The sequence below is a fragment of the Phenylobacterium haematophilum genome (assembly GCF_014196295.1).
Classification (GTDB): Bacteria; Pseudomonadota; Alphaproteobacteria; order Caulobacterales; family Caulobacteraceae; genus Phenylobacterium; species Phenylobacterium haematophilum.
The window spans coordinates 187,787-202,102 of record NZ_JACIDK010000007.1; the positions used below are offsets into that span (position 1 = coordinate 187,787).

The 14,316-nt window shown below is 67.4% G+C and carries 11 protein-coding genes and 1 pseudogene; 8 read left to right on the forward strand and 4 right to left on the reverse strand.

The window, feature by feature from the left end; genetic code table 11:
• Positions 1 to 1,038 (forward strand): ACR3 family arsenite efflux transporter, encoded by a 1,038-nt coding sequence (gene arsB, locus GGQ61_RS19495; RefSeq protein ID WP_183776563.1) that lies wholly within the window; start codon positions 1 to 3, stop codon positions 1,036 to 1,038.
• Here arsB and GGQ61_RS19500 read toward each other — a convergent pair.
• The 4 genes and pseudogenes from GGQ61_RS19500 to GGQ61_RS19510 all read right to left on the reverse strand — a co-directional run bounded on the left by GGQ61_RS19500 (position 1,035) and on the right by GGQ61_RS19510 (position 4,556).
• Positions 1,035 to 2,264 carry a bifunctional alpha/beta hydrolase/OsmC family protein gene (locus tag GGQ61_RS19500; protein WP_183776521.1) on the reverse strand — a complete coding sequence of 410 codons (1,230 nt, stop codon included), beginning with the start codon at positions 2,262 to 2,264 and terminating at the stop codon, positions 1,035 to 1,037. The genes arsB and GGQ61_RS19500 overlap by 4 nt on opposite strands.
• Positions 2,265 to 2,275: 11 nt before the next feature.
• Positions 2,276 to 3,373 carry a glycosyltransferase family 4 protein gene (locus tag GGQ61_RS19505; protein WP_246371118.1) on the reverse strand — a complete coding sequence of 366 codons (1,098 nt, stop codon included), beginning with the start codon at positions 3,371 to 3,373 and terminating at the stop codon, positions 2,276 to 2,278.
• Between the two features lie 111 nt (positions 3,374 to 3,484).
• Positions 3,485 to 3,676 (reverse strand): annotated as a pseudogene (locus GGQ61_RS22660) (TetR/AcrR family transcriptional regulator); the annotation flags it as partial.
• 55 nt (positions 3,677 to 3,731) lie between these two features.
• A complete protein-coding gene (locus tag GGQ61_RS19510) occupies positions 3,732 to 4,556 on the reverse strand; it encodes a UDP-2,3-diacylglucosamine diphosphatase (protein WP_183776525.1) in 825 nt (274 codons plus the stop codon).
• Between the two features lie 153 nt (positions 4,557 to 4,709).
• Between GGQ61_RS19510 and GGQ61_RS19515 the strand changes: the two genes are divergently transcribed.
• The 7 genes from GGQ61_RS19515 (at position 4,710) to ribB (ending at position 14,014) form a co-directional block, all read left to right on the forward strand.
• Positions 4,710 to 5,345, forward strand: a complete 636-nt coding sequence (locus GGQ61_RS19515) for a TetR/AcrR family transcriptional regulator (RefSeq protein ID WP_281372746.1) — start codon at positions 4,710 to 4,712, stop codon at positions 5,343 to 5,345.
• Between the two features lie 441 nt (positions 5,346 to 5,786).
• Positions 5,787 to 7,193, forward strand: coding sequence for an amino acid permease (locus tag GGQ61_RS19520; protein ID WP_183776529.1), 1,407 nt, complete (start codon positions 5,787 to 5,789; stop codon positions 7,191 to 7,193).
• Between the two features lie 200 nt (positions 7,194 to 7,393).
• Entirely contained in the window at positions 7,394 to 8,932 is a 1,539-nt protein-coding gene (locus tag GGQ61_RS19525; protein WP_343056225.1) for an MATE family efflux transporter, read from the forward strand.
• Between the two features lie 189 nt (positions 8,933 to 9,121).
• Positions 9,122 to 10,450 carry an acyl-CoA dehydrogenase family protein gene (locus tag GGQ61_RS19530; RefSeq protein ID WP_183776531.1) on the forward strand — a complete coding sequence of 443 codons (1,329 nt, stop codon included), beginning with the start codon at positions 9,122 to 9,124 and terminating at the stop codon, positions 10,448 to 10,450.
• 149 nt (positions 10,451 to 10,599) lie between these two features.
• A complete protein-coding gene (locus GGQ61_RS19535; protein ID WP_183776567.1) occupies positions 10,600 to 12,318 on the forward strand; it encodes a class I adenylate-forming enzyme family protein in 1,719 nt (572 codons plus the stop codon).
• The gene (locus GGQ61_RS19540; RefSeq protein WP_183776532.1) at positions 12,315 to 12,890 is read left to right on the forward strand and encodes an NADPH-dependent FMN reductase; all 576 of its coding nucleotides are present in this window, start codon (positions 12,315 to 12,317) and stop codon (positions 12,888 to 12,890) included. Before GGQ61_RS19535 ends, GGQ61_RS19540 begins: the two co-directional genes overlap by 4 nt.
• Complete coding sequence (gene ribB, locus GGQ61_RS19545) at positions 12,887 to 14,014, forward strand: 3,4-dihydroxy-2-butanone-4-phosphate synthase (protein ID WP_183776533.1); 1,128 nt, start codon at positions 12,887 to 12,889, stop codon at positions 14,012 to 14,014. The genes GGQ61_RS19540 and ribB overlap by 4 nt, the downstream gene beginning before the upstream one ends.
• Positions 14,015 to 14,316 lie beyond the last annotated feature (302 nt).

A 14,316-nucleotide genomic window follows, 5' to 3' on the forward strand; every position in this document is an offset into this window, starting at 1 on the left:
ATGTCGGTCTTCGAGCGCTACCTGACCCTTTGGGTCGCGCTGTGCATTGTGGCGGGGGTTGGGCTGGGCCATCTGTTCCCCGGCGTATTCCAGGCCATGGGGTCGGCCGAGGTCGCGCAGGTCAACCTGCCGCTCGCCGGGCTGATTTGGCTGATGATCATTCCGATGCTGGTGAAGGTCGACTTCGCCGCCCTGCGCGGCGTCGGCCGCCATTGGCGCGGCATCGGCGTGACGCTGTTCATCAACTGGGCGGTGAAGCCGTTCTCGATGGCGGCGCTGGGCGCAGTCTTCATCGGCTGGCTTTTCCGCCCCTATCTGCCGGCTGGCCAGATCGACAGCTACATCGCCGGCCTGATCATCCTGGCGGCGGCGCCGTGTACGGCGATGGTGTTCGTCTGGAGCAACCTGACCCGCGGCGAACCGAACTTCACGCTCAGCCAGGTGGCGTTGAACGACGCCATAATGGTCGTCGCCTTCGCGCCCATCGTGGGGCTGCTGCTGGGGCTGTCGGCGCTCAGCGTGCCGTGGGAGACGCTGGCGCTTTCGGTCGGGCTCTACATCGTGGCGCCGGTCATCTTGGCCCAGACCCTGCGGGCGGTGCTGATCCGGCGCGGCGGAGAGGCTTTGGTCGCAACGGCGCTTTCGCGGCTCTCGCCTGTCGCGCTGGTGGCGTTGCTGACGACGCTGGTGCTGCTGTTCGGCTTCCAGGGTGAGCAGATCATCGCCCAGCCGGCGGTCATCGCTATGTTGGCGGTCCCGATCCTGATCCAGGTCTATTTCAATTCGGGTTTGGCCTACCTTCTCAACCGCGCCAGCGGCGAGGCCCATTGCGTGGCCGGGCCCTCGGCGCTGATCGGCGCCAGCAACTTCTTCGAGCTGGCGGTCGCCGCGGCGATCAGCCTGTTCGGCTTCAAGTCGGGAGCGGCGCTGGCGACAGTCGTCGGGGTGCTGGTCGAAGTCCCGGTCATGCTGTCGGTGGTGGCGATCGTCAACGCCAGCAAGGCCTGGTACGAGCGCGGCCCGCGCGTGCGCGCCTAGCCGGCGCGGCGGACTTCGGTGCGCACCGCCGAGCTGTTTTCGAGCGTACGGTGGACCGGGCACTTGTCGGCGATCTCGACGATCTTGGCGGCGAGGTCGTCGTCGAGCTCGCCTTCGATCGAGATCACCCGCGTGAAGCAGTCGATCTTCGGGCGGACGGGCGAATCGCCGCCGCCCACCCCGTCGCGGGCGTGGATCTTCTCGTGGCTGACATCGACCTGTATGCGGCCGAGGGGCAGGCCCTTGCGATCGGCGTAGAGCCGCAGGGTCATCGAGGTGCAGGCGCCCAGCGCCGCGGAGATGAGATCGTAGGGAGAGGGACCGGTGTCGCCGCCGCCGACGCTCTGCGGCTCGTCGGCGAACAGGCGGTGGCGGCCGGCCTGGACGGTGTTCTGGAACTTGCTGTCGCCGGTTTCCATGACCCGGACATGCTCGATGGCCTCCTCGCCCTGCGGCTGATCGGCGGGCAGGTATCGCGGCAGCCAGCCGCCGATCACCTGGGCGGCGAAGGCCGCGTCGTCGGGATCGGTGAGCAGATGGTCGGCCTTGTCCAGCGAGACGAAGCTCTTGGGGTGCTTGGCGGCCAGGAAGATGCGGGTGGCGTTGTCGACGCCGACGGTCTGGTCGATCGGCGAATGCAGGATCAGCAGCGGCTTCTTCATCGCTCCGATCGCCTCGCGGAGGTTGCTGCGGCGCACGTCCTCAACGAACTGCCGCTTGATAGTGAAGCGGCGGCCGCCGAGCTCGACCTCGGCCTGGCCGTCGGCCTCGATCTGTTCGAGGCTCGAACCGAGGTTCTTCAGCGCGTGGGCGGGGTCGGCCGGCGCGGCGATGGTGACGACGGCGCGCACCTCGGGGAGGTCCCTTGCGACGGCGAGCGCCGCGGCGCCGCCCAGCGAGTGGCCGATCAGCACCGAGGGCGCGCGGCGATGTTGGCGCAGATACTCGGCCGCAGCGCGAAGGTCCTCGATGTTGGAAGTGAAGTTGGTCGAGGCGAACTCGCCCTGGCTTGAACCGAGACCGGTGAAGTCGAAGCGCAGCACCGCCACGCCGATCCGGGTCAGATCGGTGGCGATGCGGCGCGCGCCGAGCAGGTCCTTGGAGCAGGTGAAGCAGTGCGCGAACAGGGCATAGGCGCGAATCGGCCCGTTCGGTCGGTCCAGGCGGGCGGCGAGCGTCGCCCCCGAATGGCCGGGGAATTCGACGCGTTCGACGCTGACGGACATTGGACAGTTCCCTATGCGGCCTCCGGCCGGCGTCGGCGCACACGGGCCAGGCGGCGCAGCTTGCGCCAGAAGCGGGTCTTCTCCGGCTCAGGATAGGGCTGGAGGTTCTTCACGAAGTCTTCGGCGCAGGCCTTCCAAGAGAAGCCTTCGGCGAAGGCGCGGACGGTCTTGCGGTCGAGTTTCAGAGCTTCGAGACAGGCTTCGCGCAGGCCCTCGGTGGCGCTGTGGGCGAGCACGCCTGCGCCCGAGCCCGGGATGATGTCGATCGGGCCGGGGGCCGGATAGGCGGCGACCGGTATGCCGGCGGCCATGGCTTCCAGAATGACCAGGCCGAAGGTGTCGGTCAGCGACGGGAAGACGAAGACGTCGGCGCAGGAGAAGTGCGCGGCCAGCTCGTCGCCGAACTTGGCGCCGGTGAACACCGCGTTCGGGTAGCGCTCCATCAGCTCTTCGCGCTGGGGGCCGTCGCCGACCACCACCTTGGTGCCCGGCAGGTCGAGGCCGAGAAAAGCCTCGATGTTCTTCTCGACCGCCACGCGGCCGACGGAGAGGAAGACCGGTCGGGCGAGGCCGGCGAAGATGTCGGGTTCGTCCTCGCGCTTGGGGTGGAACATCACCGTGTCGACGCCGCGCGACCAGACTGAGATGTTGCCGAAGCCGTGGCGTTCCAGCTCGTCCTTCATGGTCGGGGTGGTGACCATCATCCGGCCGGACGGCTTGTGGAACCACTTCATGTAGGCGTAGCCGGCGGCCAGCGGCAAAGGCAGCCGGGCCGAGACGTATTCCGGGAAGCGGGTGTGGTAGCTGGTCGTGAACGGCAGCTTCCATTCCACGCAGATGCGGCGGGCGGCCAGGCCCAGCGGGCCCTCGGTGGCGATGTGGATCGCCTCGGGCTCGAACGCCTTGAAGCGCTCCTGCACCGGCTCGTGGGCCGCCAGCGCGACCTTGATCTCGGGATAGGTCGGCAGCGGGAAGGTCTTGAACTGGTCTGGGCTGATCACCTCGACCGAATGGCCGAGCTCCTTGAGCTCGCCGACCACGCGCGACAGGGTGCGGACCACGCCGTTGACTTGCGGCTCCCAGGCGTCGGTGACCAGCAGGATGCGCATCGGCTTGTGGCCGTTCTCGCGCGGCGCGGTGATGGCGTCGCGGATGCGGGCGGCCGGGCGCGTGGGAGTGAGGGCCTGGGCCTGAAGCCAGGCCCAGAAGGCGCCCAGCAGCGCTTCCTTGGTCGGGAAATGGCGGTAGACGGTGCGTTCGCCGACCTCGGCCTCGGCGGCGATCTCGGCGAAGCTCAAGTCCTCGAGCGGACCGGATTCCAGCTTGCGCGCCACGGCGTGCATGATCTGGTCGCGGGTCGCCTGTTTCTGGCGGTCGCGCAGGCTCGAAGCGTAGCGGGTCGGCGGCAACATGACAGCGGGACTGTCACCAAATCAGCGGGGCTGTCAATCAGTGGTGCTCTGCGGCTCAGGCCGCGGCCGGGGTCGGCAGCGGCTCGACCGGTTCGACCAGACGGATAGTCCGGTCGATCGCCGACCACGAGCGAAGCTTGGCCCAGTGGAGGATTTCCAGCGTGCCGTCGTGATGCTCGACCAGGGCTGAGCAACTCTCCACCCAATCGCCGTCATTGATATAGGCTATTCCGTCGATGTCGCGCATCTCGGCTTTGTGAATGTGTCCACAGATGACACCGTCGACGCCGCGCCGCCGGGCCTCGTCCGCGACGGCGGCCTCGAAGTTCTCGACGAACTGCAGGGCGTTCTTGACCTTGGTTTTCAGGAAGGCCGAGAGACTCCAGTAGCCGAAGCCCATGCGTCGGCGAGCCCGGTTGAAGAGCGTGTTGGTCGCGATCAGCGCCCGGTAGGCGTAGTCGCCGACGAAGGCCAGCCAGCGGGCGTGCTGGACCACGCCGTCGAATTCGTCGCCGTGCAGCACCAGAAAACGGCGGCCGTCGGCGGTCTCGTGGATGGCGTCGCGGACCACGACCACCCCGCCGAAGTGAACCCCGACGAACTCGCGCACGCGATCATCGTGGTTGCCGGGCACATAGACGACGTTCACGCCCTTGCGGGCCATGCGCAGGATCTTCTGCACGACGTCGTTGTGCGCCTGGGGCCAGTGCCAGCCCGAGCGCAGCTTCCAGCCGTCGACGATGTCGCCGACCAGGTAGAGGCTCTCGCACTCGATGTGGCGGATGAAGTCGAGCAACAGCTCGGCCTGACAGCCCTTGGTGCCGAGATGAACGTCGGAGATGAACACCGCGCGGTAGTTGCGGATCGCCAGATCTGCCATTCCGTGCCCCCTTGGCCGGCCAGAACTGCCCATCGGTTAGGCTGCTTGCATGTCATTCTCATGAAACCGCCCGCGCCCCTTTTGTCGCGGCGCCTTTTGAATTAAGGGTTTGGCCGAGGCCGACCCTCCCCCGGTCTTCCGAAACAAGGTCCGATGGACGCCCGAACCTATCCTGCGAAGGAGACGCCGAAGTCTCGGCGCACCCGCGCGCGTATTCTCGACGCGGCCATGAGGCTGTTTGCTGAAACCGGCTATCACGCGGCGACCAACGCCATGATCGCCGACGCGGCGAACCTGACCCGTGGCGCGATGCTCTATCATTTCGCCAGCCGCGAAGAGCTGGTCGAGGCCGCCATCGCCTATATCGAGGTCGAACGGGCGCGGCTATTTGAACAGGCGGCATCGGGCCCGATGGCGCCGGGCGTGGACGCCGCCGAGCATGCGATCGACGCCTATTGGGCGCTGTTGCACGAAATTCCGTTCATCGCCTTCGCCGAACTCGAGGCGGCTGCGCGCACCGACGCGATGCTGCGCGTGCGCCTGGCCGACGCGCAAAGCGCCTTCGACCGCAACCAGGTCGGCGACCGGTTCCTCGCCCTGGCCCAGGCGGGCGTCGATCCGCGCTTCCAGACCAGCCGCGACCTTGGACGGTTCCTGCTGGAAGGCATGGCCCGCGGCGCGATGACTTATGACGAGCCGGCCCGCAAGGAGCGGCTGCTGATGGTGGTCAAGCGCGCGGTGCGGGTCCTGAACCGCAAGGGCGACGTGCAGGAACTCTGGCCGGACTGACCTTTGCCCTCCCCATATGGGGAGGGACGGTCGCCAAGCGACCAGGCTGGCGCTTGCTGAGCCGCAGCCCCACCCATCTCGCCGCTTCGCGGATCCACCCTCCCCACGAGGCGGGGACGATGGCCTCGGCCCGGGCGGCGAAGTCCTGGAGGGCCGCCGCGCGGGCGGCGCCCGCGGCCGGGGAGTTCGTCAGGCAGGTGGGAAAGCGCGGCGCGGTCGCCCTGCGTTGCGCCCGGGGCGAGGACGAGAGCCAGGGGCGAGAGACGCATAATCAGTCCACCTTCACAACGAGTTCAGGAAAGCTGGCGCCTGTGCTGTGCCCCGCCAAGGTATTTTCGGCTAACCACGCTCGCCGGACGGCGAAGAATCATCCCACTTCAAGTCTCGTGCGCGACGCGGCATGTTCGCGCGACAAGAAAAACGCCCTAGGGGGGAAGTTCCATGAGTTTCGTGACGCGTCGCAAGTCGATGGAGCCGCCGGCGGCCCACGACGGGCACAGTCTGATCCCGACGCTCGGCTGGCCGCATCTGGTGGCTCTCGGCGTCGGTGCGATCATCGGCACGGGGATCTACACCCTAACGGGCGTGGCGGCGGGCTTGGCCGGCCCGGCGGTGATCCTGTCCTTTGCGATGGCCGGCGCGGTCTGCGCCTTCGCCGCGCTCTGCTACGCCGAGATGTCGACGATGATGCCCCAGGCGGGGAGCGCCTATACCTACTCCTATGTGGGCATGGGCGAACTGGCGGCGTGGATCGTCGGCTGGAGCCTGATCCTTGAATACACTGTCGTCTGCTCGACGGTGGCCGTCGGCTGGTCAGGCTATGCCGGGGGCCTGATGCAGCAGGCCGGATGGTCCGTGCCCCAAGCGCTGCTCGCAGGCCCCCATGCCGGCGGGATCATCAACGTGCCGGCCATCTTCATCACCCTGGTGGTCAGCGCCCTGCTGCTGGTCGGCACCCGTGAGAGCGCCACGGTCAACTTCATCCTGGTGATCGTGAAGATCGTCGCCCTGGCCGCGTTCGTCGCCCTGACCATCCCGGCGTTCGACGCCGCGCACTTCGAGCCCTTCGCGCCGTTCGGCTTCGGCGCGACCATGGACGCCGACGGCGTCAAGCGCGGGGTGGCGGCGGCGGCCGGCATCATCTTCTTCGCCTTCTACGGCTTCGATGCGATCTCGACTGCGGCCGAGGAGACCAAGAACCCGGGGCGCGACCTGACCATCGGCATCATCGGGTCAATGTTCGCCTGCACGGCCATCTACATGATCGTAGCGGCCGCGGCGCTCGGCGCCTCGCCGTTCGACGTGTTCTCCAAGAGCCCGGAGCCGCTGGCCTACATCCTGCGCGGCCTTGGCCATCCGCAGGTCGCCGCCGTGGTCGCCGGGGCCGCAGTGGTCGCGCTGCCGACCGTGATCATGGTCTTCATGTTCGGCCAGAGCCGGATCTTTTTCGCCATGGCCCGCGACGGCCTGCTGCCGCGTCGGCTGTCGAAGGTCGGCGCGCGCGGCGTTCCCGCGCCGGTGATCATCCTGACCGGCGTCGTAGCCGCGACCATCGCCGGCTTCCTGCCGCTCGACGAGATCGCCGCCCTGGCCAACGCCGGGACCCTGCTGGCCTTCATCGCCACCGCAATCGCGATGATGCTGATGCGCCGCCGCGCGCCGGACCTGCCGCGACCGTTCCGCACGCCGCTGTGGTGGTTCGTCGGTCCGGCGGCCGTGGCCGGCTGTCTCTACCTGTTCACCACCCTGCCGGTGTCGACCTTGGTCAACTTCCTGATCTGGAACGCGATCGGCGTAGTCGCCTACCTGGCCTATGGCCGAGTGAAGAGCCGGCTGGCGACGGCCTAGCGGTTACCGAGACCCGGCGGGCCAAAGACCGCCCGGGTGGATTTCTCCGCCTTCGTTCCAGCCCTGCTTGAGGGGACGCAGAGGCGCGCCTAAAGTCGCTCGGCCTGCCGCCCGGGGCGTAAGCAAATCAGCGCCCTCATTTTCAAGGGCGAGGTCGGGCGGCCGGACGGCGCATATTCTTCAGCGCCCTGGGGAGCGAAGTGGATTCAGCGGTAAAGAAGGGCGCGTCCGCGCCTGCCGGTCGTCCCGGCGGCATGCAGGACCTGACCACCGGTCCGATCGGCAAGACCCTGATCGTGTTCGCCCTGCCGGTGCTGGGCTCCAATATCCTGCAATCGCTGAACGGGTCGGCGAACGCCATCTGGGTCAGCCACGTGCTGGGCGAGGCGGCGCTGACGGCCACCGTCAACGCCAACAACATCTTCTTCCTGATGTTGGGCGCCGTGTTCGGCATGACCATGGCCGCGAACCTTCTGATCTCGCAGTCGGTCGGCGCCAAGGACGTGGCGACGGTCAAGCGAGTGGTCGGATCGGCCTCGACTTTCTTCCTGGTGTTGTCTCTGTCGGTGGGGGTGGCCGGCTATCTGCTGACGCCGACGATCCTCAGGCTCATGCAGACCCCGCCGGACGCGACGCGCGATGCGATCACCTATCTGCGGGTGATCTTCGCGGCGATGCCGTTCATGTACTTCTTCTCGTTCGTGATGATGGCCCAGCGCGGGGCGGGCGACTCCAAGACCCCGTTCTGGTTCTCAGTGGCTGCGGTCGGGATGGACGTGATCCTGAACCCCCTGCTGATCACCGGGTTCGGCCCGTTCCCGCAGCTGGGCATCGCCGGGTCGGCCACGGCCACCCTGATCAGTCAGACGCTCACCCTGGCGGCGATGATCGTCTACCTCTACCGCACCGACAGCGTGCTGATCCTCAAGCGCGGCGACTGGAAGCTGTTCCGTCCCGAGCTCGCGATCATCAAGACCCTGGTGGTCAAGGGCTTCCCGATGGCGCTGCAGATGCTGGTCATCTCGGGCGCGGCGGTGTTGATGATCCGCTTCGTCAACGCCTACGGCTCGGCCACGGCGGCCGGCTACGGCGCGGCGATCCAGCTCTGGACCTACATTCAGATGCCGGCCATGGCGCTGGGCGCGGCGGTCTCGTCGATGGCGGCGCAGAACGTCGGCGCCGGCAAGATGGACCGGGTCAACCAGATCGCCCGCAAGGGGGTGATGATCGCCGCCTTCATGACCGGCCTGCCGGTGGCGCTGATCTATCTGGTCGAGCCGTGGGTGCTGATGGCCTTCCTGCCGTCCGACAGTCCATCGATGGCGATCGCCATGCACATCAACGCCTTCGCGCTTTGGGGCTTCATTCCCTTCGGCATGGCCTTCGTGCTGAACGGCATCATCCGCGCCACCGGCGCGGTCTGGCCGCCGCTGCTTGGGCTGCTGATCTCGATGTGGTTCGTGCGAATCCCGTTCGCGCACTTTCTGGAGCCGGTCCTGGGGCAGGACGCCGTGTGGTGGAGCTTCCCGCTGGGCTCTATCATGTCGTTGGTGCTGGCCGCCGGCTATTATCGCTGGGGCGGCTGGCGGAAGGCCAAGCTCATGGAGGGCATCCCTGTGGGCTCGGCTCCCGACACCGGCATGAGCACGCCTATCGTGGCCGAGGAGACCGAGGTCCTCGACGACACCGCCCGCCACGGCGCGCCGGCCGCGATGCCGGCGAAAGCCCCGGCCGAGTAGGGCGCAGGCTAGAAAACGCACCCGAGCCGTATTGGCGACGTTGCGTCACGCAAACAGGCGCTTGATAATGTCGGCAAGCGCGGGCGGCTAAGCGGCTGTCCACGCGCAACAATTCTCAGCGGCTGCGCGACCGGCCATACCGTTTTTTTGAAAAATCGCGAATTGTAAGCAGAAGATGGGAGACGCCAGATGGCGTGGGATTTCGAAACCGACCCCGAGTTCCAGAAGAAGCTGGACTGGATCGAGGACTTCATGCGCGAGGAGGTCGAGCCGCTGTCGCAGCTGGGCCTGGCCGTGCGCGGCACGCTCGGCCGCGAGAAGTTCATCAAACCGCTGCAGCAGAAGGTGAAGGACCAGGGCCTGTGGGCCTGCCACCTCGGCCCGGAACTGGGCGGCCAGGGCTACGGCCAGCTCAAGCTCGGCCTGATGAACGAGAAGCTCGGCCGCAACAGCCTGGCCCCGACGATCTTCGGCTGCCAGGCGCCTGACACCGGCAACGCCGAGATCATCGCTCACTACGGCACCGACAAGCAGAAGGAACAGTACCTCTGGCCGCTGCTCAACGGCGACATCCGGTCGGCCTTCTCCATGTCGGAGCCCACCGGCGGGTCCGACCCGCTGACCTTCAAGACCCGCGCCGTGCTGGACGGGAACGAGTGGGTGATCAACGGCGAGAAGTGGTTCTCGACAAACGCCCGCTATTCGAAGGTGCTGGTGCTCTATGCGGTGACCGATCCGGACGCCAAGGACCCCTACCGCCGGACCTCGATCTTCCTGGTGCCGACCGACACCCCCGGCGTCGAGATCATCCGTAATGTCGGCGTCGGCAGCGGCGAGATCGGCAACGGCAGCGAGGGGTATGTCCGCTACAACAACGTCCGCGTGCCGTATGACGCGCTGCTGGGCGAGCGGGGCGCGGCCTTCGTGATCGCTCAGGTCCGCCTGGGCGGCGGTCGGGTCCACCATGCCATGCGCACCGTCGGCGCCTGCAAGCACGCGTTGGACCTGATGTGCCGCCGGGCGGTCTCGCGGACCACCCGCGACGGCAAGCTCGCCGACCTGCAGATGGTCCAGGAGCAGATCGCCGACAGCTGGATCGCGGTCGAGCAGTTCCGCCTGCTGGTGCTGCGCACCGCCTGGCTGATCGACAAGCACAAGGACTACAACATGGTCCGCAAGGACATCGCCGCCATCAAGGTCGCGATGCCCAAGGTCTACAACGACGTGGCCACCAAGGCCGCCCACCTGCACGGCGCGCTGGGCGTCTCCAACGAGATGCCGTTCATGCACATGGTGACGTCGTCGCTGGTGATGGGCATCGCCGACGGTCCGACCGAGGTCCATAAGGTGACCCTGGCCAAGCAGGTGCTGAAGGACTACCGGCCCGACAACGACCTGTTCCCGAACTACCACATCCCGCGCCTCAAAGAGGCGGCCGAGGAGAAGTACGCCAAGGAGCTGGGCGAGCTGAAGGAAGCCTACCGCGCCCAGCGGACGGCGGGCGCCGAAAGCGCCTGACCGGTTGTAGCGTTCGGAGAACAACGGACTACTGTGTGGGCGGCCCCTCAGGGGCCGCCCATGTTATTTTGAGCTATTCGATTTCGAGGATTTTCGTGACCGACGTTCAAACCCATTCCGCGGCGCCGGCGGCGCCGGCCTGGCCGGTGATGAGCCTGGCGCAGGCCCATGCGCAGCTCACCGCCCCCGGCCAGCGCTTCGAGATCGAGGAAAAGTCGATCCGCGGGATCGTCACCCGCACCTGGAAGAACGCCCCGCCGACCCTGCGCGACATCTTCCTCAACGGCCGCACCTTCAAGGACCGCGAATTCCTGGTCTACGAGACCGACCGCGCCACCTTCGAGAGTTTCGCGCGCGCGACCATCGCGCTGGCCCATCAACTGCAGGCGGACGGAGTGAAGAAGGGCGACCGCGTCGCGGTCATCATGCGCAACCTGCCCGAATGGCCGGTGGCGTTCTGGGCCGGGATCCTGGCCGGGGCGATCGTCACGCCGCTGAACGCCTGGTGGACCGGGCCGGAGCTGGAATACGGCCTGGCCGACTCCGGTACAAAGATCGCCATCGTCGACGACGAGCGGCTGGAGCGGATCGCCGCCTCGTTCGCGAACCTGCCCGAGCTGGAGAAGGTCTATGTCCCGCGCCTGGCCGGCGAGCCTGCCGATCCGAAGGTGGCGCGGCTGGAGGAGGTGATCGGCAAGGTCAACGACTGGGGGAGGCTGCCTGACCAGCCGCTGCCGGACGTGGCGCTCGACCCCGAGGACGACGCGACCATTCTTTATACGTCGGGCACCACGGGTAGGCCCAAGGGCGCGCTCGGCACCCACCGCAACATGACCTCGAACATCATGGCCAGCGGCATCGCCGCCACGCGCAACTTCCTGCGCGCCGGTCAGCCGCTGCCGGAGAGCGATCCGCACAAGCTGCCGCAGCGCACGACGCTGCTGGTGGTGCCGATGTTCCACGCCACGGGCCTGTCGGCGACTCTGTCGCCGGCGCTGAACTCGGGCGGCAAGCTGGTGCTGATGCGACGCTGGGACACCGAGCCGGCCATGGCGCTGATCGAGCGCGAGAAGGTCAACGCCACCGGGGGCGTGCCGACCATCGCCTGGCAGCTGATCGAGCATCCGGCCCGGGCCAAGTACGACCTCTCCTCGCTGATGACCGTCTCCTATGGCGGCGCGCCCTCGGCGCCCGAACTGGTGCGCAAGATCGTCGAGGTGTTCCCGGCCTCGCAGCCCGGCAACGGCTGGGGCATGACCGAGACCACGGCGACCTTCACCTCGCACCTGGGCAAGGACTACGAGAACCGACCCGACAGCGCCGGGCCGCCGGCGCCGGTCGGCGAAATGCAGATCCGCGACCCGGCCGACGGCGTCACCGTGCTGGCGGCGGGCGCGGTCGGCGAACTGTGGGTCAAGGGCCCGCAGGTCGTGAAGGGCTATTGGAACAAGCCGCAGGCCACCGCCGAGACCTTCGTCGACGGCTGGCTGCGCACCGGCGACCTGGCGCGGATCGACGAGGAAGGGTTCCTCTTCATCATCGACCGAGCCAAGGACATGCTGATCCGCGGCGGCGAAAACATCTACTGCGTCGAGGTGGAGAACGTGCTCTACGACCACCCCGACGTCATGGACGCCGCGCTGGTCGGCCGGCCGCACAAGAACCTCGGCGAAGAGCCCGTGGCGGTGGTGCACCTCAAGCCGGGCGGGACAGCCGGCGAGGACGAGTTGCGCGCCTTCGTCCGCGAGCGTCTGGCGGCCTTCAAGGTCCCGGTGGAGGTGCGGTTCTGGCCTGAGACGCTGCCGCGCAACGCCAACGGCAAGATCGTGAAGACCGAACTGAAGAAGCTGTTCGAGGGGACCTCATGATTTCGCGCAAGCCGCTGATCGTCGGCATCGGCGGCACCACCCGGATCGGTTCGACCACCGAACGGGCGCTGAGCGTCGCCTTGAAGGCGGTCGAGGCCGGGGGCGGGGAGACCCGCCTGCTCGGCGGCGAGTTCCTGGCCCGCCTGCCGATCTACAATCCGGCGCTCGCCGAGCCGACGCCCGAACAGGTCGAGTTGGCGCAGGCCGTGCGCGCGGCGGACGGACTGATCGTCGCTTCGCCGGGCTATCACGGCTCGATCTCCGGGGTGATCAAGAACGCGCTCGACACCCTGGAGATGCTGCGCGGCGATGCTCGGCCCTATCTCACCGACCGGGCGGTGGGCTGCGTCATTACCGCCGACGGCTGGCAGGCGGCCGGAACCACCTTGACCGCGCTGCGGTCGATCGTACATGCGCTGCGGGGCTGGCCGACGCCGTTCGGCGCGGCCCTGAACGCGACTACGAGTCTGTTCGACGCGGAGGGCGGCTGCATCGAGGCGAAGGACGCCTGGCAGCTGGCCACGGTCGGCCAGCAGGTTCTAGACTTCGCCAAGATGAAAGCTCGAGTATGACCACCTCTCATTCCGACGATGCGCCTCACGAGTCGGCGATCTCGCCCATCGAGGACATCATCGAGGACGCCCGCAACGGCCGGCCTTACATCCTGGTCGACGCCGAGGACCGCGAAAACGAGGGCGATGTCATCATCCCGGCGCAGTTCGCGACGCCGGATCAGATCAACTTCATGGCCAAGCACGCGCGCGGCCTGATCTGCCTGTCGATCAGCGCTGAGCGTGCGCGGGCGCTGCGGCTGCCGCCGATGGCGATCGACAACCAGTCGGGACACGGCACCGCCTTCACCGTGTCGATCGAGGCGCGCGAGGGAGTGACGACCGGCATCTCGGCCCATGACCGGGCCCACACCATCGCCGTGGCGGTCGACCCGACCAAGGGGGCCGACGACATCGTCTCGCCCGGCCACGTGTTCCCGCTGGTCGCCAAGGACGGCGGCGTGCTGGTCCGCGCCGGCCACACCGAAGCGGCGGTCGACATCAGCCGTATGGCCGGGCTCAACCCGGCCGGGGTGATTTGCGAAATCATGAAGGACGACGGCTCGATGGCGCGTCTGCCGGACCTGATCTCCTTCGCCCAGCTGCATGGCCTGAAGATCGGTACGATCGCCGACCTTATCGCCTATCGCCGGCGGACTGAGCGTCAGGTGGAGCGGGTGCTGGAGACGCCGTTCGACAGCGCCTTCGGCGGCCGCTTCCGGATGGTCATCTACCGCAATATTCTCGACAAGACCGAGCACGTGGTTCTCACCAAGGGCAAGATCGACCCCGACAAGCCGACCCTGGTGCGGATGCACCGCGTCGACCTGGCCGCCGACATGCTCGGCCAAAACGAATCGCGCCGCGACTACGTCCCGCGGGCGTTGCAGGCGATCTCCAGCTATGACGGCGCCGGGGTGGCGGTCTTCATCCGCGATTCGAACCCCGCCTGGCTCTCGGAGCGCTACGGCGCCGAACCGGGGGCCGATCTCGGCGCGAACGTGCTGCGTGACTATGGCGTCGGGGCGCAGATCCTGCTGGATCTGGGCGTGCGCGACATGGAGCTGCTGTCCAACTCGGCCACCGTTCTGCCCGGTTCGGGGGGCTATGGTCTCCGCATCGTCGGTCGCCGGGAGCTCGTGTAATCGCGCGAAGCCAAGCGCGGCCATGGATTGCGGACAATCTTGCCGCAGATTGTGGAAATCGCTTGCCATGCGAGCAGCTCGTGACTAAGTTCCGGGCCTTCGACTGATCGCCGCGGCGCTCTGGGGAATGCCTACCGGATCCCCCGCGGTGAATTTTGCGCTGAATTTCGGGCTTCCGAAGCTTCCGCGAAAAAGACTGAAAAGTCCGGTTGACGAGGACGGGGCGGCCCTCTAGATAGCCGCCTCCCTGGACGGGGACGCCGCCGGGACGGATTTGAGAAAGCCTTGGTTTTCTTGGGTTT